16 protein-coding genes are annotated in these 23,216 nt (G+C 68.2%); 7 read left to right on the top strand and 9 right to left on the bottom strand.

What is annotated here, in order from left to right:
• Nucleotides 1-52: 52 nt before the first annotated feature.
• Both ABZU53_RS02305 and ABZU53_RS02310 read right to left on the bottom strand, forming a co-directional pair.
• Nucleotides 53-3,016 carry a hypothetical protein gene (locus tag ABZU53_RS02305; protein WP_355063366.1) on the bottom strand — a complete coding sequence of 988 codons (2,964 nt, stop codon included), beginning with the start codon at nucleotides 3,014-3,016 and terminating at the stop codon, nucleotides 53-55.
• Nucleotides 3,017-3,027: 11 nt separating this feature from the next.
• On the bottom strand, nucleotides 3,028-4,542 hold the full coding sequence (locus ABZU53_RS02310) for a hypothetical protein (RefSeq protein ID WP_355063368.1): 1,515 nt from the start codon (nucleotides 4,540-4,542) through the stop codon (nucleotides 3,028-3,030).
• Nucleotides 4,543-4,810: 268 nt separating this feature from the next.
• On the opposite strand from ABZU53_RS02310, the gene ABZU53_RS02315 reads away from it, so the two are divergent.
• The gene (locus ABZU53_RS02315) at nucleotides 4,811-6,319 is read left to right on the top strand and encodes a glycosyltransferase 87 family protein (RefSeq protein WP_355063370.1); all 1,509 of its coding nucleotides are present in this window, start codon (nucleotides 4,811-4,813) and stop codon (nucleotides 6,317-6,319) included.
• Between the two features lie 136 nt (nucleotides 6,320-6,455).
• Here the strand turns inward: ABZU53_RS02315 and ABZU53_RS02320 are convergent, their stop codons facing one another.
• The 4 genes from ABZU53_RS02320 to ABZU53_RS02335 all read right to left on the bottom strand — a co-directional run bounded on the left by ABZU53_RS02320 (nucleotide 6,456) and on the right by ABZU53_RS02335 (nucleotide 14,335).
• Nucleotides 6,456-6,782, bottom strand: a complete 327-nt coding sequence (locus ABZU53_RS02320) for a hypothetical protein (protein WP_354855763.1) — start codon at nucleotides 6,780-6,782, stop codon at nucleotides 6,456-6,458.
• A gap of 164 nt (nucleotides 6,783-6,946) precedes the next feature.
• Nucleotides 6,947-10,921: an SGNH/GDSL hydrolase family protein gene (locus tag ABZU53_RS02325; protein ID WP_354855764.1), complete on the bottom strand. Its 3,975-nt coding sequence runs from the start codon at nucleotides 10,919-10,921 to the stop codon at nucleotides 6,947-6,949.
• Between the two features lie 364 nt (nucleotides 10,922-11,285).
• Nucleotides 11,286-13,547, bottom strand: a complete 2,262-nt coding sequence (locus ABZU53_RS02330) for a hypothetical protein (protein WP_355063372.1) — start codon at nucleotides 13,545-13,547, stop codon at nucleotides 11,286-11,288.
• Nucleotides 13,544-14,335 (bottom strand): deoxyribonuclease IV, encoded by a 792-nt coding sequence (locus ABZU53_RS02335; protein ID WP_355063374.1) that lies wholly within the window; start codon nucleotides 14,333-14,335, stop codon nucleotides 13,544-13,546. Before ABZU53_RS02335 ends, ABZU53_RS02330 begins: the two co-directional genes overlap by 4 nt.
• A gap of 641 nt (nucleotides 14,336-14,976) precedes the next feature.
• Between ABZU53_RS02335 and rpsF the strand changes: the two genes are divergently transcribed.
• From rpsF to rplI, 4 genes are all read left to right on the top strand, one after another.
• Complete coding sequence (gene rpsF / locus ABZU53_RS02340; RefSeq protein WP_007453836.1) at nucleotides 14,977-15,267, top strand: 30S ribosomal protein S6; 291 nt, start codon at nucleotides 14,977-14,979, stop codon at nucleotides 15,265-15,267.
• Between the two features lie 90 nt (nucleotides 15,268-15,357).
• Nucleotides 15,358-15,891 carry a single-stranded DNA-binding protein gene (locus tag ABZU53_RS02345; RefSeq protein WP_234582687.1) on the top strand — a complete coding sequence of 178 codons (534 nt, stop codon included), beginning with the start codon at nucleotides 15,358-15,360 and terminating at the stop codon, nucleotides 15,889-15,891.
• Nucleotides 15,892-15,932: 41 nt separating this feature from the next.
• Nucleotides 15,933-16,172, top strand: coding sequence for a 30S ribosomal protein S18 (rpsR, locus tag ABZU53_RS02350; protein ID WP_007073789.1), 240 nt, complete (start codon nucleotides 15,933-15,935; stop codon nucleotides 16,170-16,172).
• Between the two features lie 14 nt (nucleotides 16,173-16,186).
• Nucleotides 16,187-16,633 (top strand): 50S ribosomal protein L9, encoded by a 447-nt coding sequence (gene rplI, locus ABZU53_RS02355; RefSeq protein ID WP_355063376.1) that lies wholly within the window; start codon nucleotides 16,187-16,189, stop codon nucleotides 16,631-16,633.
• A gap of 110 nt (nucleotides 16,634-16,743) precedes the next feature.
• Here rplI and ABZU53_RS02360 read toward each other — a convergent pair whose 3' ends face one another.
• Nucleotides 16,744-18,294, bottom strand: coding sequence for a hypothetical protein (locus ABZU53_RS02360; protein WP_355063378.1), 1,551 nt, complete (start codon nucleotides 18,292-18,294; stop codon nucleotides 16,744-16,746).
• Nucleotides 18,295-18,678: 384 nt separating this feature from the next.
• On the opposite strand from ABZU53_RS02360, the gene dnaB reads away from it, so the two are divergent.
• Complete coding sequence (gene dnaB, locus ABZU53_RS02365; RefSeq protein WP_355063527.1) at nucleotides 18,679-21,519, top strand: replicative DNA helicase; 2,841 nt, start codon at nucleotides 18,679-18,681, stop codon at nucleotides 21,517-21,519.
• Nucleotides 21,520-21,778: 259 nt separating this feature from the next.
• A complete protein-coding gene (locus ABZU53_RS02370; RefSeq protein WP_355063380.1) occupies nucleotides 21,779-22,438 on the top strand; it encodes a hypothetical protein in 660 nt (219 codons plus the stop codon).
• Nucleotides 22,439-22,481: 43 nt separating this feature from the next.
• On the opposite strand, the gene ABZU53_RS02375 is transcribed toward ABZU53_RS02370, so the two are convergent.
• Both ABZU53_RS02375 and ABZU53_RS02380 read right to left on the bottom strand, forming a co-directional pair.
• Nucleotides 22,482-22,778, bottom strand: a complete 297-nt coding sequence (locus tag ABZU53_RS02375) for a hypothetical protein (protein ID WP_355063382.1) — start codon at nucleotides 22,776-22,778, stop codon at nucleotides 22,482-22,484.
• Entirely contained in the window at nucleotides 22,775-23,155 is a 381-nt protein-coding gene (locus tag ABZU53_RS02380; protein ID WP_355063384.1) for a maleylpyruvate isomerase N-terminal domain-containing protein, read from the bottom strand. Before ABZU53_RS02380 ends, ABZU53_RS02375 begins: the two co-directional genes overlap by 4 nt.
• Between the last annotated feature and the right edge of the window lie 61 nt (nucleotides 23,156-23,216).

Consider the following 23,216-nt stretch of genomic DNA (forward strand, 5'->3'; position numbering starts at 1 on the left):
CGGGGTGCCGCATCGGGCTGCACTTTCGCAGCAGCCCGATGCGGCACTTACCTTATGAGCCGCCGCCGGGAACGAACGCCACGGCGTCGAACCCGATGGTCTTCTCGGTGGGTGCTGACTTGAAGGAGTCGAGCCTCACGCTGGCACCGGAGCGGAGGCTGAAGTTGCCGAGCCACACCCAGCCGCCCTTGTGGTAGTCCTGGTCCACCCGTACCTGACGGGTCCGGCCGTCGCCCGTCTGGACTTCGTAGATCGCGTCATTCACGCGAGCCCCGGTCATGGGGATGTAGGCATAGATTCCGGTCCAACCGGAGTACGACGCCGGCGGTCGCCACGTTCCGATCACCTGGAACTTGACCGACCCGCGTGCCCTGGTGAACCAGTGATGACCCCCAAAGCCGTTGTCCACCTGGTGAAGGTCGATCTTCGCCGTGTACTCGTTCGGCCATCCACTCCCGAACTCGAATTTCACCGACCCGTCATTGCGTGGTCCGACGCCGCCGCAACGCGGCATGCTGGTTCCGGATAGAACGTAGTCGACCACGATCGCGCCAGACGGCAGCTGACTGGCCGTGCACCGTGGCGGATTGTGCGTGCCATCTGCCGGCTCGGAGTAGTTGTCCGGTACGTCGTAGCGAATGCCCTCGTAACCGCAGGTCTCCTCGCAATCGCTCTTCCAGGTCACGGGTTTGTGGTACCAGCACTTCAGGTCATACTGGCCAGCGCTGTTCTTGTGTAGGCAGGGCCCCGGCTTCTCGCCCTCCAAACCCGGCTCGTTCGGTTGCACCCGCTGGAGCTGGTCACAATTGTTGGTGGAATCGCAGAACGTCCAGATCTGGGGCTTGGCCTCAGAGCGCCGCAGCCGCGCCTCGATCGGTTCGCCGTTCCAGTACGCCGTGCGAAAACCAACCCCGTCGTCGCCGGTATCGATCGACTGAGCAGCCCACCCGATGACCTTCTCCTGGTAGGGCCAGTCCTGTGGATGTGCCGCGTCGCTGAACACCGGCACGTTGTCGTCTGGGTCGAGCGGGTTCCGCACGTCCAGGAACGGGTGTCGCGTCGGGTCGTACCGCGGGTTGATGGGGTTGTTCCCCCAACCCACTCCCCAGGGTGAGCCATCACCCTTGTCCGGGTAGAAACCACTGTTGTACGCCCAGGCAGCGAAGAACCAGTTCTCGATCCGGGTCGGGTCGGCGTTGTTGATCCTCAGTCCTGCGTTGTACGTCTGGTTCCACTTGTCCTGCAGGATCTGCAAGCCCGCGGAAATGTTCGCCGCGTAGTCGAGTGCAATTGCCCGCTGGTGGGTGGCCGGTCTGGCGGTCTCGCCCGGCTTCTCCTTTCCGGCCTTGCGCATACCGTCGGTCACCTGGCTGACGCCGTAGCCGCAGTCGGCCTCGTCCCAGTGGATCCGCCAGTCATCGCTGGTGTCGGAGTCGTAGTAGCGGCGGCCGTAGTAGTTGCCGATCAGCGGGTTGCCATACTCGCCGGACTCCGTCTGGGACGCCTGCCACAGGTTGGATTCCTGAGCCAGGATGCCGAGCATGACCTGGGCAGCAACATGGCCGCCGCCGGCAAGCGCGCGGGGCGGGAACATCCCCTGGGGCGAGTAGGCCGGCAGGCCGAAGCCCCGGTAGTTGGCGGGACGGCTCTGGGTCAACGCCCCGAAGATGCCGTAGTCGACGGCCCACTCGATCTGACGAGGGCGCGGATGGTAGGCGAGTGTGGCGATGTCGTTGCGCGGCACCGAACACCACGGGTCCGGGTCCTGTGGCGTGTACGGCTCCAGCACGTCATCGGCCGCGCTGGGCCCCATCGATCTGCCACTCGACGACGGTCGGGACGCGCCGATGGCCGGACTGTCCGACGTGGGGGCCGTCTCCACAGGGTTCACCTGAAAGGCGACCTCACGGCCGGACTTCATGACGCGGGCACCCAGCCGGAGAGATGCCCGGGTGCCGACTGACACTGTGGACCCGGGCAGGCTCTCCTTTGCCGTCATCGTCCGCTCGAAGGCCAGGTCACCGTTTGTGGAGATCTCTGCCTGAACTGGCACGCTCAGTCGGCGCACCGCCGCTGGTAGCGGTTTCACCGTCTTCGGAGTGCCCGTCAGGAATACCCGACCGCTGTCGCCGCGCTCCAGGCCGAATGTGCCGATCGGACCCTCGGCGAGAGTGGTGACCCTGCTGTCGATCTGCCGACGTGCTCGCATGGCGGTTCCATCCGCCTCCAGGAAGTTGAGCCCGCCGTCTTTGTCTGCTCGGATCGCGAACGGCACGCCTCGGCTCTTCGTCACCATCCGCACCCGGCCCGCAGTGTCGACTGCGGCGAGCCTGTCGCTCAGTCCGCCGACGAAGCCGTCCCGCGTCGACACCGCCGAGGTGAACTGGCCGTTGATCTTGACCTTGGACCCCAGCGTGCCGCGTTCGGCGTCAAGCCGCAGCAGTTGGGTGCCGGGCAACCCTTCGTCGCCCTCTTGCGTCAGTGCAGCCGACTCACCCGCACCGCAGCCCGGATTGAAATACGCGAGGCTCGTCGTGACCGGAAGTTTGGTGACCTTTCCGGTCTGCAGATCGACGACAGCTGTGAAACCGCCCCGCCCGCTCAACTCGGTCTTGTTGGTGAAGCTGCGTGGGGCGTAGACGACGACCGCGCGGCGCCCGGACGACGTGACGCAGGCATTGCCGATCCACCGGTCGGTGTCGAAGCCACCCTCACGCAGCGTCGCAACGGTACGCCACGCATAGCCGTCGGCGGCATCCGCCACCAGCACATGAAGGCCCTCGGCGTCGCCCGCCGTGGTCCATGCCCGGTCCGTTGAAGTGCGCCACGACGCGCCCAGCAACTTGTCCCGATCGGCGCTGGGAACCGCTTCGGCCGGCACACCGGCTCCGGCCTTCGGTTCTGTCTCCGGTCGGGCCTGTGCCGCCGGAACCTGCACCAGAGTGAGGCCCACCGCACCCGCAGTCATCAGCGCCAACCGCAGGAAGGTCCCCCTCCTGATGGGGTCAACTGTCATGCCAGTCTCCTTCATCGTCGGTCGTTGCGGACGGTCAGTTCGGTCATGTTGGGGTACGCAGCCGCAATCTTGTCGACACCCACCATGTCGTAGTTGAATGGGTTCTCGTCACGCCCACTGTGAATCCGCACGATGATCCCCTTGATCAGAATTCCGGACTCGGGTCCTTCCCTGGGTATGGTGTAGACGGCTCCACCCATGTCTCCATCGCCGAACGCGATGGAGCTGCACCCGATCGAATCGAAATCCTTGTAGAACGGGAAACCATTACATGGGCTTCCATCTTTCAGGATGTACGTGCGGCGATCAGGCCACAGGGTGCCGGGCTCGTTGATGTCGGCCTTGATCACCGATACACCCCTGGTCTCCTCCAGTTCTCCCTGGTAACTCTCAATCCATACGGTGTTGCTGCCGACGAACTCGGTCATCTCCACCCCGCAGAAGGTGCCGGTTTCGGCGCCCGAAACACAAACCTGTTGGCCGGCGATCGGCGACTCCCAGGCATCGATCTGCCAACCGTCCTGCGTCCAGCCGGTGCCGTCATAAACAGCCGGATCGGCACCACCCTTCGGCTTGGTCAAGGTGACGCCGCGGATTGGCTTATGCCAGGCTGCGTTGACGCCCGCCGTCTCGTTCACCACGTCCCCGCTGGGGTCGACGTAGGTCTGACCGGGAGTACCACAACTCGCCGGGCCGACCATCAGTTCGGTGTTCGTGGCGTCGTCCAGAATCGGGACGCCTGAGGTGCAGTGCCATTTCGTGTCGGCATCGACAACCTCGCCGGAATCAAGTCGAACACTCCAACCGCCATTGCCGCGGTTAGTGCTCGAGTTGATGATGTGTGCGCCTCCCCATGCCGGCGTCGTGTCATCCTGGCGGCTCGGACTGGGCCAGGTGACTGCGGCGGCAGCAACTCCAGCAGAGGTGCTGCGGCCATCTGACGTTCCGGTCCTCCCGCCGAGCGCGGGCAGATCCGGCTCGCGCCGCACCGTGACCGGCACGCCGACGTCCGGCAGCTGGAGAGAAGATTTGGCACCGCTCGACAGGGTGGCCGTAATTCCGTCGCCCCGCACGGTGTAGGCGACAGACCGTATCGACCGGTTGCCGCTGGCCCTGATCTTCTCGGCAGCTCGAGCGAGTTCGTGGGCCGCGTAGCGGGCGGGCTCCACCTTCACCGGAACGCGCGCACCCTCCTGATCAAGCACGCGGCGCACGTCCGCCGGGACTTTGCCCCTCCAATAGACAGTCACTGTTCCTTGCCGAAGCGCCACTCCCGCGAAGCCTGACTGCCTCGCCTCGCCGGCAGTGCGGATACGTACCGCCGCTGCGGCCAGCGGTGCCTCGGCGGCCATCCGCGCGCGTTGTGCCGGCGTCGCGCCCTGGGTGTCAGCCGAGAACAGCTTGTCCGCGGCCGCAGGCGTCCGTGACGCCCTGCCCGGCTTGTCGGTACTTCCCGCTGCCTCCGCTGACACTGGCAGTACGGCGAGTGCTGCACTGGCCACGCCGGCGGTGACCAGCCACCCCATGGTTCTTACCGAACCCTTCAATCCGATCCCCTCACCGTGATGACGGGCTCGCAGGGCTCAAACGAGTCGATGCTGTGGCCCGATTGGCGCGAAGTCTGTCCGGCTGTCTCATCAATCGATCACAGCTCGGACAGTCCGAGCGCGGGGAGCAGGTCAGGGTGCGGGCGGCGGCCGGCGGGTCTCAGGCCCTGATCGCGCTGGGTTGCCACCTGAATGGACGGCTCGGGACACATGACGTACTACTGCGAGTACGGCAGGATGCCTCTCTATGAGCACCCAGTCGACGCCCGGCATCGACGACGCCGGAACCACCGACCACCCGTCCCGCTCCGATGGGTTCGTCCGCGGCCTCTCCGGCGCGATCGGCGGTCCGCTGGGCGACCACGCGACGGCCCTGGATCGGCCGGCCGGGCAGGAACGCCGGTTCTGGACCGCCGTCCGGATCGTCCTGGCGCTTGCCTGCCTCACGCTCGCGCTGCACTGGGTGCAGAAATCCCCGTGCCAGGACGGCGCCTGGCAGAAGAACGTCCAGTACACCCGGTTCTGCTACACGGACGTGCTCGCCCTCTACTACGCCGAGGGTCTCAACGAGGGCAAGGTGCCCTACCGGGACCACCCGGTGGAGTACCCGGTGCTGACCGGCTACTTCATGGGGGCGCTGGGTCTGCCGGTGCACGCCATCGGCGACGGCGACCCGAGCATCAACCAGGGTCAGTGGTTCTACAACCTCAACGCGCTCGTGCTCGGTGCGCTCGCCGTGGCCACCGTGGCGGTGATCCTGGCGTTGCGCCGCCGACGACCCTGGGACGCCGCGTTGTTCGCGCTCGCCCCGGCGCTGGTGCTCACCGCCACCGTCAACTGGGACCTGCTCGCCATCGGACTGGCGGCGTTCGGTCTGCTGGCCTGGGCCCGACGACGACCAGCGGTGGCCGGCGTACTGCTGGGCCTGGCCGGCGCGGCGAAACTCTGGCCGCTGTTCCTGCTGGGGCCGATCCTCATCCTGGCGCTGCGGGCCAACCGGCTCCGCGCCGCGCTCACCGCGCTCGGCGCGGCGGTGGTGGCCGTGGTGCTGGTGAACCTGCCCGCCTACCGGGCCAACCCCGACAACTGGGGTCGGTTCTTCGAGCTGAACACCACCCGGCCGATCGACTGGGGGACGCTCTGGTACATCGGGCGCTACCTCGACGGCAAGGTCGGCAACGACCCCGGCCAGCAGGGCCCGTTCGAATGGTTGAACACCAACATCCCCGTCCTCAACACCATCTCGTACGCCCTGTTCGGGCTGGCCTGCCTCGGCGTGGCCGTGCTGGCGCTGCGGGCGCCGCGCCGGCCGCGGCTCGCCCAGCTCGCCTTCCTGGTGGTCGCCGCGTTCCTCATCTTCAGCAAGGTCTGGTCCCAGCAGTTCGTGCTCTGGATGCTGCCGCTGGTGGTGCTGGCCCGCCCGAAGTGGGGTGCCTTCCTGGCCTGGCAGCTCGCCGAGGTCTGCTACTTCGTGGCCTTCTACGGTGAGCTGCTCGGCGCGGCGACCAGCCGTCCGGTCTTCCCGGAGGGCGTGTTCGTGCTGGCCTCGACGCTGCGGCTGGCGACCGTGGTGACCCTGTGCGTGCTGGTCATCCGGGAGATCCTGCACCCCGAGCAGGACGCGGTACGGACCACCTATGCCGACGACCCGGACGGCGGCGTGCTCGACGGCGCACCCGACGCCGGCTGGATCGACCGCTTCCGCCTACGCTCCAGCACCCCGACGACTGTCACCGAGGGGGACGTGCGGGTCTGACGCTGTGGCTTGTGCGTGCCGTACCGCGCTGGGATGCGGCACCTCCGTTACGTGCCGCCGCCGGGAGCGAATGGCACGGCGTCGGTTCCGACGGTGAGCACCTGCTCGCCTGACCGGAGCCGTACCGGAGGAGCGATCACTTCCGTAGGCCGACCGTCGTGTCCGCCTGGCCGAGTGTCCGGTCGAGGCCGGTGTCACAATCGGTGTCTGACATCGTCACCTCGGGCTCTGCACTCCGGGCGCCGCTGAACCGTACACAGAGCCGCACCGTCACCTCGGCGGGCGCGAGCCCTCCGGCGTTGCCGGTGCCGTCAAAGGCTACGTCCAGCCAGATCCGATCACCCGGCTCAGACCGGCGATCGAAGACGAACCCGTTGCGCTCCCCGCTTTCCACCAACTCGGCGATCGCACCGAGCAGCGCCTCCTGGCGCGGGGCCGACGGGTCGGCCAGCGCGTTCGCCATCGCCTGCCGGGACCGTTCCGCCTTGTCGCGGACCACAGCCGTGGCCTTATCCGTGGCCTCCTGCTCCTGGTCAGGGGCACCGCAGCCGAGGCTCGACGCGGCCAGGGCCGTGCCCGCGAGAAGGCCGAGCAGCCTTCTCGCGGGCACGGATGATGAAGGTCTGGTCAAAGCCCCATCTTTTCCTGCGTGACGTCGTTCATCACCTGAGCGTAGATACCGGCGCCACTGATCTTCGGGTGGAACGACTGCTGTGACACCCCGTAGACGTTCCACGAGTCCGGTATCGGGCTCTTGAGCGGTCCTTCCTCACCGGCGGTGAGGTCCTTGATGACACCGTTCACCGTTTCCGGTGAACCGCAGATGCCCTTGCCTGAGAAGCGCTGGATCGGGTTGCCAAACCACACCTGGACCCCCTCGGCCCTGACCTCGTTGACCGCCTCCTCCATCTTCGTCGCGAGGAGTTCGGCTGTGGAGTTGAGCCAGGGCAGTTCGGCGGCGCCGATACCGAGGACGCAATACCCTTCGACCAGCTTGGGATAGCCCATCAGCAGGATCTTGGCCGATGGCGCCTTCTTGTGGATCTCTCTGAGCACGATCTTGAGTGATTCCTTGACCGGCCCTTCGATGCGCTTTCTGGTGGCCGTGCTCACCGGCTCGGTGTCGCCCTTCAACGTGCTGTCCTGGCAGAGTTGGAGGCCGGACCCGTAGATGCATTCCTGGATCACCTTGCTGAACTCGGAGTCATTACCCCCGATAGACAGGGTGACCAGGGTGGTGTTCTCATCGAGGAAACCCTTGTCCAGTTGGGACACCTCGCCGTACGAGCCGCTGCCCGTCTTGTTGAACGCGTTCGCCGGCGGTGACTGCCCGGCGGGGACGGTACGGAAGGGCAGCAGGTTGTGAGTCCGGGCGCCCGAGCAGGCGTGGAACTGGTAATCCATCTGCGGATCCCAGGAATCGGCCCGGCTGCCGATCGATGCCGAGTTGTCCGACAGCACCGCCTGCCGTGACCAGGAGTACTTGGAGCGGTGGCAGTCGTTTTGGAACAGCGCGACATCGCCGTTGACTTGCTTGAAATCGGTCTCGCGGTAGTAGTCGGCACCACGGTTCTCCGAGGCTCCCTCGCCGGAGGAGTACGAGTCCCCGAGTGCCACCACCTGGTGACGCGGCTTCGCGTTCAGCTTCTGCACCGCGATCGCGTCCCACGCCACGTCCTCCACCCCGGTGCCGTCCTGGGTGTCGGTCGACAGCCGGACGCGGGGAGTGCCGGCGAATTTGAAGACACCCAGGGACACCCAGCGGTGCTCCTGGGTGCGTTGCAGCAGGACCCGCTTCTTGCCCTTGTCGAAGCCCTGTCCGAGGTCTACCTCGTACTCGGCCTGCCGGGTGTGCGCGCCCTGGTCGGGCATGTGCACCATCACCCGGGCCCAGCCCTGGAGTTGCTGGCTCAGCGACCACGTCCCGGACACCCGCAACTTGCCCCCCAGGTCATCGGGCCGGCGGGTGTGCGCGAACCAGAAGTGCCCCCCGAATCCGCCACCGATCTGGTGAAAATCGACCTTGGATGGGTAGTGGCCGGTGCTGTCTGCGGCGAAGTCCAGATTGAAGGTTCCGGCGTTCGTCCAGGGCCGTCCGCAGCCCGGCCGGACCGACGGGGTGCCGTCGACGACGTTGTCGATGACAAGAGCGCCGCTCGGCAAGCCCGACAGGCTGCAGTTTGGTGCGTAGCTGGTGGCATCCTCCTGGTAGGCGTACCCGGGATCGAATCGGAGCACCTCATTGCCGGCCTCGAAGCCCTCCTTCCACTTCACCGGCCGGTTGTACCAACATCTCAGGTCATACAGGCCTGCGGAGTTCTTGTGGGCGCAGGGGCCTGCGGCTTCGCCCACCACGTCCGGATCATTCGGAAGGTGCAACTCCCCTGGGTGGCAGTCGTTCGAGTCGTCGCAGAACTGATCGATCGGCGGCTTGACGGTGATCCGTTGCCGAGTGTCGTTCCACCAAGCGGCACGGAAGCCCGAGACCAACTGATCTGGGCCCTCCAGCAACTCCGGCGGGTGGCCGGCAAAACCGAGCACCTTCTCCTGGTACGGCCAGAACTGCGGGTTCGCCGCGTCGGCGTACGTGTACTCCAGGAAGGGCTCGCGGTCCGCCCGGAACCTCGGGTTGATCGGGTTGTTGCCCCAACCGACGCCCCACGGGGATCCGTCGCCCAGGTCCGGGTGGAAGCCACTGTTGTACGCCCAGAGAGCGAAGAACCAGTGCTCAAGCCCGCCGGCATCCCCGCTGTTGACGATCAACCCGGCATTTCGGGTCTGGTTCCACTTCGACTGCAAAATCTGCAGCCCGGCAGCGATGTTCGCGGCGAAATCCAGAGCGATGGCGCGTTGCTTGTACGCGGGCAGGGCTACCTCGCCATCCTTCTCCCGGCCCGCCAGCCGCATACCATCAGTGACCTGCGTGACCCCGTACCCGCAGTCTGCGTCTTTCCAGCTGATGTCCCAGTCGTCCACGTCGGTGTTGTTGTAGATGTCGCGGCCGTAGTAGTTGCCGATCAGAGGACTGGAGGTGACGCCCGGGACAGCGTGGAAGGACGCCTGCCAGAGATTCGACTCCTGCGCTGCGATGCCCAGCATGACCTGGGCCGGAACGCGGCCGCCGCCTACCAACTGGATCGGCGGGAACAGATCCTGAGGTCGGTAGGCAGACATGCCGAGGTTCTTCCAGTTGGCCTCCCGCTGCACGTAGAGCGAATTGGTGATTGCCTGGTCGATTGCCCACTCGACCTGGCGCGGCTTGGGCTGCAATGCCTGGTTGCGCGGATCGTTGCGCGGGACCGAGCAGTAGGCTTCCGCCTCCACGGGGTTGGTCGGTGAGCCTGCGGCGGCTGCCGAGGCCCGGCTACCCCCGCCGGCCGACGAGAGTTTTGGATGAATGCGCCTGCCCTCGGCGGCTTGGGCGTCCGAAGCGTCACCGGGTCGCACCTGGAAATCGACCTTCTTGCCGTTGGTCAACACGGTGGCCTGAATCTTCACCTGCCGCGGCGACGTCGGGTCCGGGACCGCAACCCGTGGGTCGGCCTGACCGGCCCAGCGGACCTCGGTCAACGCCAACTGCCCGTGCGAAGACAGCTGGGATCCGGCTGCCACCTCGACCTTCGACACGTTCTTCGGTAGTGCGTGCGTCCGGTCCGCTCGACCGGTGATGAAGGCCCGGCCACCAGCGCCAGGCGTGACGCTCAGCTTGGACAGTTGCCCTTCCGCGAGCGTTCGCGGTTCGTTCTTCGACTGAGGAACGGCAAGCCGGACCCGTACCCGGTCACCCGTGCGGTCCATGAACACGACACCGCCGCCGCCGTCCGCCTTGAGCTGGAACGGTGTTCCCGAGGTGGAGGCGACGGGCGTCAGCGTGCCGTCGCCCCGCACCTGCACCAGGCGCGAACTCCCGGCGGCCACGATGGTGCGCCCCACCGGCAGGGCAGAGGTGACCTCGGCATTGACCACGATCGGTCGTGAGAGCTCGCCTTTGCCGGCATCGAGGCGGAACAGTCGAGTACGGGTGGGCCCGTCGACCTGGTCGTTCGGTAGCTGGCCGCCCAGTTGGGTGAGGACCGCCGTCTCGTCCGCGCCGCAGCCCGGGTTGAAGTAGGCCAGCGATGACTGCACCGGCAGCTTGCGCACCGAGCCGGTCACCAGGTCGACAGTTGCCGTGAAGCCGCCGCGATCGAAAAGATCAGCTTTGTTGGTGAAGGCGCGCGGCGCGTAGACGACAACGAGCCGACGACCGGAACCGGTCAGGCAGGCGTTGCCGATCCACTGGTCCGCATCGAAGCCCGGCTCGGAAAGACTGGCCACGGTCCGCCACGTGTAACCGCTGCTGGCGGTCGCGGCGAGCACGTGGAAGCCGTCGCCGTCTCCCGACGTCGTCCACGCGACGTCCTGCGACTCCTTATAGCCTTCGGTCAGGAGATCAGCCCGACGCTGCGGATCGACAGTGAACGACGGGCTGTCCGCCGGGGGTGGCGGAGCAACCGGCGCGGCTGCTGCGAATGCCACGCCGTGCACCGACTGAGGAAGCAGCACCGCACAGGCCACCGCGGCGATGAGTAGTGCCGGAGATCGGGAACGTCGACGAGCCATCGGACTCCTCTCGGACTCGATGCGGCCGCATTCGTCTTCAGATGCCGTGCGAAAGGCCGGAACGTAAGGGCCGTGGTGGCTGAAGAACGCGCGGATGGCACCGGGGGATCAGGGAGCCCTCAGGGTGGGGTGAGTGGTCATTGCTATCTCATCGCCGTCACATCGGCCGACCGTCACGCGCCGTCGCTGAGCGTGGCTGCGGCCGATCCGGGTGCGCGGCCCGGGGTGCGTCGACCCCATTGGCTGCCAACGATGGATCTCCGCCGTGATACCGACGCCATCGGCAGGCCGCTGGGTGACCACGCCATGGCACTGGTCCGGCGGGCGGACGTGTTGCCAGGCAAACCTCAGGTAGCGAGAGGCGTCAGAGTCGGTAGACGACGGCGTCGCCGACGTCCTGGCGGGTGATGCCGAGCGACTCGACCGGCGCGTCGATGGTGATCTCCCACGGCGTGCCGGGCACCTGGCTGCGGAGCAGCACCACCGTGCGGACGCCGAACGTCCGCAGGTAGTCGACGCTCGTCTGGTCGGGGAACGACTGGCTCACCCGACGGACGTCGTCGAGCTGCCGAGGCGTGAAACCGCTGCCGCCGTTCACGACGTCCGGGAACCCGTCGGTCGACCAGAGCATCACGTGCTGGTCGATGCTCTGGTTGCTGGGCAGCACCAGCAGCGGTCCCTCTGCCGCGCGCATCGCCGCCGGCTGGGCCGGCACCACCGGATGCGGGGTGGCGTTCAGGCCCTCGAGTGTGACCAGCAGCAGCGGCAGCAGGGTGGCCATCCGCAGCCACGGCCCCGGCCAGGACGGGATCCGCTGCGCGGCCAGCTCACGGACCCGGTCGGTGAGGGCGGTGACCGCGCCCGCCGCGAGCAACGCGAGCAGCAACGTGGTCCACAGCATCAACCGGCCCGGGGTACGCAGCGCGTTCCAGCCCGGCGCGTGCTCGAAGAGCGGCACGTAGGTGAACGTGCCGTCGAAGAAGCGGGTGCCCATCGCGAAGGCCATCGTCACCAGCACCCCGACGAGCAACAGCAGCCGGTGCCGTAGCCGCCAGACCGAGAAGAACAGCCCACCGGCGGCCAGCGCGTAGAGCACGAAGCCCGGCAGCAGCGTCATCTCCGGATGCCACGGCAGCGCCGCGCGGGCGCCCTCGTGCAACCCACCCCAGACTCGTGATTCGGCCGGCGCGGTCACGAAGCCGGACGCCGGCGGCGAGAAGATGCTGATGTCGCGGATCGTCCGCTCGGCGTACGGGTGCAGTTCGGTCACCTTGAAGTACGGGAACGCCATCAGCAGGCCCACCCCGGCGAAGAACACCCCACCGACCACATCGGCCACGAGGAGGCGGCGGCCGAACGGCAGCGCCCGGCCGGACTTCAGCCGGCGAACTCCGAACAGCACCGCGACGACGAGCACCGCGCCGGCCAGGAAGTACGCGAACGGCAGGCCGATGCCGAAGCCGAGGCTGACCTGCCAGGCCGCCACCAGCCAGCCGGCGTACACCCAGCCGTCATGCCGCCGCTCCGGCCGGTAGCCGTGCCGTAGCGACCAGCCGTGCCCCCGCGCGAGCATCGCGAGCGCCAGCGGGATGCCACCGTTGGAGAGCACGTGCAGGTGCCCGGCCTGGGCCAGCAGCCACGGCGCGTAGGTGTAGCCGACCCCGGCCACGGCGGCGCCGATCCGACCGGCACCGAGCTGCCGGGCCAGGGCGTACGCCCCGAGCGTGGCGAGCGCGTGCGCCAGCACGAACACGATGTTGTAGCGCAGCACCGCGTCCTCGGGGCCGCTGCCGAGCATCCCGGCCGGGGCGTAGCCGAGCAGCGTGTCGGAGAACGCGAAGCTCCACAGCTCCGGGAAGAACGTGTTGGACTGCCACAGTCGCGCCGGGTCGGCCAGCAGGATGTGCCCGGACCACGCCATCTGCCACGCCTGCAGGCTCGGGTCCCAGGTGTCCTGCGGAAGCGTGTAGCGCGGGTAGCGCAGCGTCGGCCAGGTCATCAGCACGGCCAGCGCCAGCGCGCCGAGGGTGGCCAGGGTCCACTCGTGGACCAGGAACCGTCCGACGGCGCGGGCGGCTCGGCTGAGTCGGCTGGGCCGCGGCTCCGGCGCCGAGGCGAACGCCTCCCAGCGTTCGGCCTCGACCGGCTTCGCGTCGCCCGGCTTCGCGTCACCGTCGGCCTTCTGCGGACCGTCGGCGTCATCCGCCTTCGTACCCTCGGCCTCGTCGGCGTCCTTGACCGCGACGTCCTTGACCGCGACGTCCTTGACCGCGACGTCCTTGACCGCGGCGCCCTTGACCCCGGCGCCCTTGACTGCGGCGCCCTTCGTGCTGCCGCGCTTCGCGGCGGATTTCCTGCCGCCGACCTTGGCGATGTCGTTCTTCGTGGCGTCGCGCTCTGGTCGGCCGTTCGGGGCGGTGGCGCCCTCGGCCCCAGCGGCGCCGGATGGCGTGTCATCGGCGCGGGTCGGGCGGTCCGCGTCGGTGTTGGCGGTCGCGTCGGTGGAAGACGTGGCGGTGGCGGAAGCCGGCGGGACGGGCGGGTCCCCGGCGCGCGTCGGCGCCGGTCGGCTCGGGGCGTCGTCGGTCGGAGTGGGCCGGGGGCTCCCGGGCTGTCCGGTGGTCATGCGGCCGGGCGCTCCGTCCCGAGCTGCTGGCGGAGGAAGTCGATGTCGGCCACCTGACCGGACACGCCGCCCGGGGTCTCGACGACCACCGGCGCCCCGGCGGCCCGGATCACGGCCACCACCAGCTCCGGGTCGATCGTCCCGCCGTCCAGGTTGTCGTGCCGGTCCTGGCCGGAGTTGAACGCGCCCTTGGAGTTGTTGGCGTGCACCAGATCGATCCGACCGGTGATCGCCTTCACCCGGTCGACCAGGCCGAGCAACTCCTCGCCACCGGCGTACGCGTGGCACGTGTCGAGGCAGAAGCCGACCTCGTGGTCGCCGATGGCGTCCCAGAGCCGGGCCAGCGCGTCCAGCCGGCGGGCGCAGGCGTTGTCGCCGCCGGCGGTGTTCTCGATGAGGACCGGGACGCCGAAGCCGCCGGAGTCCGCCGCGTACGCGAAGGTCTTGCGCCAGTTGTCGAAGCCGACCGACAGGTCGTCCCCGGCGTTGACGTGCCCGCCGTGGACGATCAGGCCCTTGGCGCCGATCGCGGCCGCCGCGGTCGCGTGCCCGAGCAGCAGCTTGCGGCTGGGGATCCGGATGCGGTTGTTGAGGGTCGCCACGTTGATGACGTAGGGCGCGTGCACGTAGAGGTCGACCTCGGCCGCGCGCAGCCGCTCGGCGTCCTCCCGCGGCTTGGGGGCCTTCCATCCCTGCGGGTCGGAGAGGAAGAACTGCACGGTGTCGGCGGACCGGGCGGCCGCCTCCGCCAGCGGGTCGGTCGAATCGACGTGGGCTCCGATACGCATGGCAGCGAGCCTACGTCGCGACCCCGACGGCTGCGGCGACGGCTGGCGCGGTGTCGTCGCTCGTCGCGTCACCCCGGCTGCTCGACGATCGTTGATGGGATGGAACCCGGCGAGCACGGCCCGGGGCTGCGCGTGGCGGGTCCGCCGCGCATGGCAGTCGGCGCTCGTCGGCCCGAGAGCGAGGTCATCCCCGCGGCGCGGCCCGGCACCGCGGGGGCGACCCCTCGACGTACCAGATCTCCGCCGTTGCAGAATCTCGGAAAATTCTGCCTTTTGCCCCGACAAGGGACGAGAGCCGTTGTATCGTCAGATAACAACACGATAAAGCTCCGCGGGGCGTCTTCGGTCCAACCTCATCGGTGTGGTCGTTCCTCCCCAGGTCCCACCCAAGGAATGCGGACGGGACGCTCCGCGGCCTCGTTGACGGGGGCTCGCCACCGACCAGTGACGGTCGGGTGGTGGGTCCCCGTCGGCACGCCCGGGGCACTGGCCCGACCGCCCCGGGCATGATCGTCCGGACCGGGTATCCTGGTCAGGTTGTCCGCGTCCGGCCGGGTTCCCCCGGCACGTGCGGGCAGCGACGCACGACCTCCTGCCACGGAAGGACCGTGGCCGCTTAGCCCACAGGAGGTGAGCACGTCTTGCGTCATTACGAGATCATGGTGATCCTCGACCCCAGCCTCGAGGAACGCACCGTCGCCCCGTCGCTCGACACGTACCTGAACGTGATTCGGACCGCGGGTGGCTCGGTTGAGAAGACGGACGTGTGGGGCCGCAGGCGCCTCGCGTTCGAGATCAACAAAAAGGCCGAGGGCATCTACGCCGTCGTCGACCTGCAGGCTACGCCTGCTGCCGTGGCCGAGCTGGACCGTCAGCTCCGGCTGAACGAGTCCGTGCTGCGCACCAAGGTCATCCGGCCGGAGATGCGCTAAGCATTCAGTCCGGCATTCAACCCGGTTCGCCCGGATCAGCCTCCGCGACTCTGTCGTACGGCTCTGAGAGCCTGTACGACGAGACGCTGAGTGCGCGAGGAGATGGTCATGGCAGGAGACACCACCATCACGGTCATCGGCAACCTGACCGATGACCCCGAGTTGCGGTTCACCCCGTCCGGTGCGGCGGTCGCCAAGTTCCGGGTCGCTTCGACGCCCCGTTTCATGGACAAGACCACCAATGAGTGGAAGGACGGCGAGCCGCTCTTCCTGGCTTGCACCGTGTGGCGTCAGGCGGCGGAGCACGTCGCCGAGTCGCTGCAGCGGGGCGCCCGCGTGATCGTCTCGGGCCGGCTGCGTCAGCGGTCCTATGAGACCCGCGAGGGCGAGAAGCGCACCGTCATCGAGCTTGAGGTCGACGAGATCGGCCCGTCGCTGCGCTACGCCACGGCGAAGGTGCAGAAGATGTCCCGCTCCGGTGGCGGTGGCGGCGGCTTCGGTGGTGGCGGCGGTGGTGGCCAGGGTGGCGGCGGAGGCAACTTCGACGACCCCTGGGCTTCGGCCGCACCCTCTCCCGCGCGTGCCGGTTCGGGCGGCAACTTCGACGAGGAGCCTCCGTTCTAATGGCGCCGAGCGCCCGCGATCGCAAACCAGGAGCAAGGTCAATGGCCAAGGCTGCGGCACTTCGCAAGCCGAAGAAGAAGGTGAACCCGCTCGACAAGGACGGGATCACCTATATCGATTACAAGGACACGGCGCTGCTGCGCAAGTTCATCTCCGACCGCGGCAAGATCCGCGCTCGGCGGGTCACCGGCGTGACCTCGCAGCAGCAGCGGCAGATCGCCCGCGCGGTCAAGAACGCCCGCGAGATGGCGCTCCTGCCGTACACCGCAACGGCCCGCTGAGAGGAGGCACCGATATGAAGATCATCCTGACTGAGGAAGTGTCCGGCCTCGGTGCCCCGGGCGACATCGTCGAGGTCAAGGACGGCTTCGGCCGTAACTACCTGCTGCCGCAGGGCTTCGCGATCGCCTGGACCAAGGGCGCGGAAAAGCAGGTCACGGTCATCAAGCGGGCCCGTTCGGCCCGCGAGATCCGCGACCTCGACCACGCGAACGAGGTCAAGGGTCAGCTCGAGGGTCTCAAGGTCAACCTGAAGGCCCGCGCCGGCGACGGCGGTCGGCTCTTCGGCTCGGTCACCTCGGCCGAGATCGTCGACGCCGTCAAGGGCGCCGGCGGCCCGGTCCTCGACCGCCGCCGGCTGGAGGTGCCCGGTCACATCAAGTCGACCGGCACCTACCCGGTGAAGATCAAGCTGCACCCCGAGGTCACCGCGTCGTTCAACCTGAACGTCGTTCAGGGCTGACGACCAGCTGCACCACGACGAGGGCCCGCACCGAGCGATCGGTGCGGGCCCTCGCGCATGCCCTGGCGTGCCCGGCTCGCCGTCAATGCCCTGGCGTGACCGGCTCGCCGTCAGCCGATCGGTTGACCGGTCACCGCGCTGATCAGCACCGTGGAGAGGCCACCGCCGACCACCGCGGCGGCCAGCGCGATGGTGGCCGACCGCCACGTCGTGCCGACCCGCCGCAGCAGGGCCGCCACCACCAGACTGCTCACCAGCGCCAACCCGAAACGCGGCGAGCCGGCCAGCAGCGACTCCAACGCGCGTGACCGGGCGGAGTCGCAGCCACCCCCGCTGATGTCGGTGACACACCCGGCCGGCGCCTGCCCGTCCAGCGTGAGCAACCACAGGAAGATCAGCACTGCCGGCACCAGGTAGCAGGCGGCGGTGTAGAGCAGCGGCCGGACGGACCCACCGGGATCCGGGTCGAGCAGGTCGTCCTCCAGACGACGCGCCCAACCGCCCGTCGCCACCGACTCCACCCGCCGTCGGACCGACGCCGCGCCGACCGGCGGCCGGTCCGACCGACGCCGGGCGCCATCAGGGGGTACGGGAGCACTGCGCGGTCGCGGAGCCGTGTAACCCACCACCGGCGACCGGGGTGCCGACGTCGTCGCATCCATCCAGCGCGGATCGTCGCCGGACAACCGCGTGCCGGACCAGAAACCGTTGTCCCGGCTTGACCACCCCTCGGCCGCCGTGAACCGGTCGGAACGGGGTGGGAGCGTCCGGTCCCACTGGTCGTCCTCGACCGCCGAGCGTTCCCACTGGCCGGTGCGGTCCGACCGCTCCCAGCCACCGATGTTCTCCGCCTGCGACCACTGCTCGCTCAGGTCGGCGCCGTCCGGGCCGGCCGGCGGCCAGGCGTGCACACCCGAGGCGTCCCACGGGTCCACCGCGGGCGCGTACGACGGGTCCGGCTCCGCCGCCCGCTCCGATCCGCGTTCCCACGGATCCACCGCCGGACGCGTCCAGGAATCCTCCGCCGCCCGTCGGCTGCGCCGCGTCGGCCGGCTCGGCTCCGGACGAGACGTCCCGTCGGCCGGGTCGGACTCCAGGTCCCCACCGGACCAGATCACCTGGGGCCGGCCGACGGGCGCACGGCGGGGACGACGGTCCGGGACCGCGCCGGAGACCGGCTCCTCCTCTGCCGCGTTGGCACGCCGACGGCCGGCGTACCCCCCATCCTGCGGTCGGTCGAGCGTCCACTCCCGGGTGTGGTCCGAATCGGGGCCCGCGCCGATCGCCGGCCGCTCACGCCAACCCGTCTCGACGGCACGCCGTCGGGCACCCGTCGTCTCGGTGCTTCGCCAGCCGCCCCCGGAACTCGGACGCTCGACCTCGAACTCGGGCTCGGGCGCGTCCTCGTCCTCGTCGGGCGCGGCGTGCCGGCCGCCGCCGTCGGCGTGCCGAACCCCCGACTCCAGCGCCCATCGCGGCAGGTAGGCGTCGACCGGTTCGTCCTGCCCACGGTCGAGCGCGCGTCGCCGACTGGAGGTGCGATAGCGCGCGTCCTCGTCGTACGGCTCGACCGGAGCGGGCAGCATGGGGCCACCCCACGAGGCGGTCGGCGGGCGCTCGCGCGGGCTGCCCTCCCCGCGTCCCCAGTCCCGGTAACTCACGGCCGGAGTGTGACCCTTCTGAACCGAAAGCGTAATCCGCTGTCCAGGTGTAGCCGTTCGCTGGAGATAGTACGGGAAGATCGTGTCACAGAACCGACCGAAATATTCTCCTCCACAGGCTGGGGACCGCGTTTCAGCAGCTCAGCGGCTTGTGGCCGAGAATTCCCCAACCGTTGTCCACAGCCTGTGCACACCCTGCGCACATGCTTGTGCACCGGTGTCCACAGGTTGTCCCGAGGCTCGTCCACCGGGCTTGTTGAGTCGCTGACCTCGGGGTCCGTATGGTTGGCCCTCGACCGCCGGCGCGATGGCCCCCGATCGACCGGCCTGGTCGGAGGAGAACTGTCGTACCCCGGCGGTAGAGCTGGGACCGGATCCGACGCAGTGGAGGGGGGACCCGTGTCGGTCACCGACGACAGGCGGGCGGAGTCACGGCCCGGCGGCGGCCAGCCGCCCGTGCAGCGGGACGGCCAGTTCGACAAGACCCCGCCCCAGGACGTCGCGGCCGAGCAGTGCGTCCTCGGCGGCATGCTGCTCTCCAAGGACGCCATCGCCGACGTCGTCGAGATCCTCAAGACCAACGACTTCTACCGGCCGGTGCACGCCACCATCTTCGACATCATCCTGGACATCTACGGCCGGGGTGAGCCGGCCGACTCGATCACCGTCGCGGCGGCACTCGCCGACTCCGGCGACCTCGTCCGCGTTGGCGGGGCGCCCTACCTGCACACCCTCATCGCCAGCGTGCCCACCGCGGCCAACGCCGCCTACTACGCGCGGATCGTCAGCGAGCGGGCGGTGCTGCGCCGGCTGGTCGAGGCCGGCACCAAGATCGTGCAACTGGGCTACGGCACCGCCAGCGGCGGCAGCCGCGACGTCGACGACGTCGTGGACCTCGCGCAGCAGGCCGTCTACGACGTCACCGAACGGCGGGTCAGCGAGGACTTCGCGGTCCTGGCCGACATGCTCCAGCCGACGCTCGATGAGATCGAGGCGGTGGGTGCGCAGGGCGGGATGATGACCGGTGTGCCGACCGGCTTCACCGACCTGGACCGGCTGCTCAACGGCCTGCACGCCGGCCAGTTGATCATCGTGGCCGGCCGGCCTGGTTTGGGTAAGGCGCTCGCGCTCGACACCCCTCTGCCGACCCCTGACGGCTGGACCACGATGGGTGAGGTCAAGGCGGGCGATCAACTACTGGCGGCGGACGGCTCCCCGACCACTGTCACACACGCCTTCGACGTGATGCACGACCGTCCCTGCTACGAGGTGGAGTTCTCCGACGGCACCGTCATCGTGGCGGACGCGGAGCACCTGTGGAAGACGACCACCCGAGCGAGCCGGCGCCAGAGCCCGGCGCGGCGGACGCGGCACTGGTCCGAATCGTCGCTGACCAACCTACGGGCGGCCCACGAGACGCTCGGCGCCGCGGGAAACCAGCCGATCACCCTCTTCGACACGCTCGAGCAGGTCGGGCCGGAGTTCCGGCATGTCCTGCACACGGTCGCGCGTCGTCAGGTCGGGTCGACCGGCCGGATCACCCGCCCCATCGTCCGCAACGGCAAGACAAGGAACTGGACGGCGCCCGGCTACCCGGCCGGTCCGCTGGTGAACGCGCTTCTTGAACGGGCTGAGCGGGAGGTCAACGCAGGCAGCCGGGTCGACCATGATGGCGTCGTCACCACTGCCGAGATCGCGGCCACGCTGCGTACTGACACCGCAGACCGACGGCTCAACCATGCCGTACGGAACTGCGCCCCGCTCCAACTCCCGGACCGCGATCTGGTGGTTCCGTCCTACACCTTAGGGGCCTGGCTAGGGGACGGGCACACCGGCGCCAGCCGCTTCACCACCGCAGATCCGGACATGCTCACGCACGTCGAGGCGGACGGCTTCGCCGTGCGGCCCAGCGGGCCGATGGTCTACACCATTCTGCTGCAGCCCACGCCGGTTGCTCAGGCGCACGGCGTCTGCGCGGACTGCGGCGTTTCCACCAGGGCGTTGGTTGAGAGGCCGGCGACCAGGAGGTGTGCAGACTGCCGGCACCGCAACGGTTCCTTCCTCGGGTTGCTGCGTCAGATCGGGGTAGCGGCGGACAAACACATCCCTGATGTGTACCTACGCGCCTCCGAGGCGCAGCGCCGGGCGCTGCTGGCTGGCCTGATGGACACCGACGGCACCGTCGCCCCCACCGGTAACCTTCAGTACACGTCGACCTCGAAGCGACTGGCAGAGGACGTACGCGAACTCATCGTCAGCCTCGGCTACCGCTGCACGGTCAACGTGAAGCAGGTTCGCGGCCGCACAAGCGAGTCGTCGATCGCGTACACGTTGAACTTCTCCACCCCCGACGTCGTCTTCCGGCTCAAGCGCAAGCAGGATGCGCACGTCGAACGCCGCCGTATCACCTCCGACGTCCGGACGACCTCGCGGTACATCGTCGACGTTCGTCCGGTGCCGAGTGTGCCGGTCCGGTGCGTCACGGTCGACAACCCCGAGCATCTCTACCTGGCCAGCCGGGCGATGATTCCCACCCACAACAGCACGGCCAGCATGGACTTTGCCCGAAATGCTGCGATTCGGGCCAACCAGGCGGCCGCGATCTTCTCGCTCGAAATGAGCAAGGTCGAGATCGTCATGCGACTGCTCTCGGCCGAGGCGCGGGTGCCGCTGCACGTGCTACGCAGCGGGCAGCTCTCCGACGACGACTGGACCAAGCTGGCCCGCTGCATGGGCGAGATCAGCGAGGCGCCGCTCTTCGTCGACGACACGCCGAGCATGAACCTGATGGAGATCCGGGCGAAGGCCCGCCGGCTCAAGCAGCGACACGACCTCAAGATGATCGTCGTGGACTATCTCCAGCTGATGACCTCGCCGAAGCGCACCGAGAGCCGGCAGCAGGAGGTCGCCGACCTCTCCCGTGGTCTGAAGCTGCTGGCCAAGGAGGTCGAGTGCCCGGTCATCGCGGTGAGTCAGCTGAACCGTGGCCCCGAGCAGCGCACCGACAAGCGCCCCCAATTGTCTGATTTGCGTGAATCTGGCTCAATTGAGCAGGATGCCGACGTTGTCATCCTTCTGCACCGCGACGACTACTACGACAAGGAGTCGCCGCGGGCGGGGGAGGCGGATTTCATAATTGCTAAGCATCGGAATGGGCCAACCGACACGGTGACGGTCGCGGCCCAGCTGCATCTCTCACGTTTCGTGGACATGGCTATCGGATGAGCACTACGGCTTCTCGTCTGTCGGCGGCGCAAATCCAGGCTGTTGTTGAACGTGCGGGAGCGGTGAGACTCTAACCCGAATTGCGCATTCGTACGGAGTCAGCAGGCAGGCCATTCGTGGTCTGCTCAGACGACGGGGCGTGCCAGCCCGGTCGAGGGCAAAGTTGACCGAGCCAGAGCGCTCGGAGGCGGTCAGGCAGTACACCGAGGGTCTATCTATAGCCGAGGTGGCGAAATACTTCGCCATTACGGAGCCCGGGATGCGCGGCCTGTTGGTCCGCCGTGGCGTCGAGCTTCGCAGGACCGTGCACACTCTTCGACACGACGCATTTGATGTACTGACACCGGAAGCGTGCTACTGGCTCGGGTTTCTTTTCGCGGACGGATGCGTAACGTACCGGGAGGGCCACCTCCCGCAGATCTCGGTGGGCCTCGCTCAGCGAGACCGCGACCACCTTGTCTCGCTGCGCACCTTCCTGGGTTCGACCAGCAGCATCTCCGCGCCAAGCCCTACTCATGGGTCGTGCCAGTTTTCGGTGCGCTCTGCTCGCTTGGCGGAGCGCCTGATCTCTCTGGGGAGATACGATGGTCCCCTCGGCGAACAGCTCGACGAATCACGCGACTTTTGGCGTGGCGTCGTCGACGGCGATGGATCAATCGGCAGTTACCGCCGACCGAAGCCGAGCGAATCGACGTTCTCGCAATTCAGGCTGGTAGGCAGCAAGCGTCTGCTTGAGCCGTTTGTGACATTTTTGCGAAGGCATGACATCAACGGCCTTTCTGTTCGTCCGCACAAGACGATCTACACGATCGGAACGACATGCGGACCCGCCGAGAGGATCGTAGCTCTGCTGTATGCGGAAGCAACAGTTGCGTTGGCTCGCAAGGCGGAGGCGGCGAAAATAATGTTGGGTCGCTGATTTCTGATCCGCTTGATGTCCTGAGCCGTCGGCGGCGAGGGCTTCAACCGAGCAGGGGGAACCAGCCCGCCGCCTCACCAAGCTCCACCCGGTCCCGGTCGGTGAGCGGGATTCGCCCGGTGGCCTTCAGCAGGAACTCCTGGTCGTCCCATCCAGCGGGGCGGACCGCGTCGTCGCTCAGCAGGCCGTCCATCGTGGAAACGGCGATGCGTACCGCCGTTGGGCCGGGTGGCGGCGCGTCCGACAGCTCCGGCGTCAGGTCGAGGTGGTGCACGACGGCCTCGGTGGTCAGGGTGGCGAGGAAATCCGGTACGCGCAGCACGTGCCCCTGCGTGGTCACGTACCCCTCGGGGTCTGCCGACGCGGCGGCGCGGACCGCCGCCGGGGCGGTCTCTTCCCAGAGCCGGACGATGCCGGTCGGTCGAAGGCGGACGCCGACCGGCGGACCCACCAAGCGTGCCGGGCGGCCTGGTCATCGCCGGACGGGAAGCCGCGCCAGTAGGACACGTCGTCCACGTCGGCGGGACCATCGACGGGGCTGGCCAGGGCCACGAGTGCCCGCTGGGCGTCGCCGAGCACGTGCAGCAGCAGGTCCGCGACGAGCCAGCCCTGGCAGCGGGTCGCTCGTTGCAGGCGCGCGTCGTCCAGGCCGTCGACCAACGCCGTGATGCCGTCGTACGCCTGGGCGAGAGCCTCGTCCGGCCGGATCTCGGTCATGCGATGCAGCCTCGCATGACGCACCTCGGCCGCCAACCATCGACGGCGTGGGTGCTGGGCC

Source organism: Micromonospora sp. NPDC005194 (assembly GCF_040608335.1).
GTDB lineage: Bacteria > Actinomycetota > Actinomycetes > Mycobacteriales > Micromonosporaceae > Micromonospora.

Excerpts from the sequence above, each read along its gene's own strand:
- ABZU53_RS02335 (WP_355063374.1), bottom strand. The coding sequence starts at position 14,335 with ATGCGTATCGGAGCCCACGTCGATTCGACCGACCCGCTGGCGGAGGCG.
- ABZU53_RS02310 (WP_355063368.1), bottom strand. The coding sequence starts at position 4,542 with ATGGGGTGGCTGGTCACCGCCGGCGTGGCCAGTGCAGCACTCGCCGTA.
- ABZU53_RS02305 (WP_355063366.1), bottom strand. The coding sequence starts at position 3,016 with ATGACAGTTGACCCCATCAGGAGGGGGACCTTCCTGCGGTTGGCGCTG.
- rpsR (WP_007073789.1), top strand. The coding sequence starts at position 15,933 with ATGGCCAAGGCTGCGGCACTTCGCAAGCCGAAGAAGAAGGTGAACCCG.
- ABZU53_RS02330 (WP_355063372.1), bottom strand. The coding sequence starts at position 13,547 with ATGACCACCGGACAGCCCGGGAGCCCCCGGCCCACTCCGACCGACGAC.
- ABZU53_RS02370 (WP_355063380.1), top strand. The coding sequence starts at position 21,779 with ATGCGCGGCCTGTTGGTCCGCCGTGGCGTCGAGCTTCGCAGGACCGTG.
- ABZU53_RS02325 (WP_354855764.1), bottom strand. The coding sequence starts at position 10,921 with ATGGCTCGTCGACGTTCCCGATCTCCGGCACTACTCATCGCCGCGGTG.
- ABZU53_RS02315 (WP_355063370.1), top strand. The coding sequence starts at position 4,811 with ATGAGCACCCAGTCGACGCCCGGCATCGACGACGCCGGAACCACCGAC.
- ABZU53_RS02380 (WP_355063384.1), bottom strand. The coding sequence starts at position 23,155 with ATGACCGAGATCCGGCCGGACGAGGCTCTCGCCCAGGCGTACGACGGC.
- rplI (WP_355063376.1), top strand. The coding sequence starts at position 16,187 with ATGAAGATCATCCTGACTGAGGAAGTGTCCGGCCTCGGTGCCCCGGGC.
- ABZU53_RS02320 (WP_354855763.1), bottom strand. The coding sequence starts at position 6,782 with ATGGCGAACGCGCTGGCCGACCCGTCGGCCCCGCGCCAGGAGGCGCTG.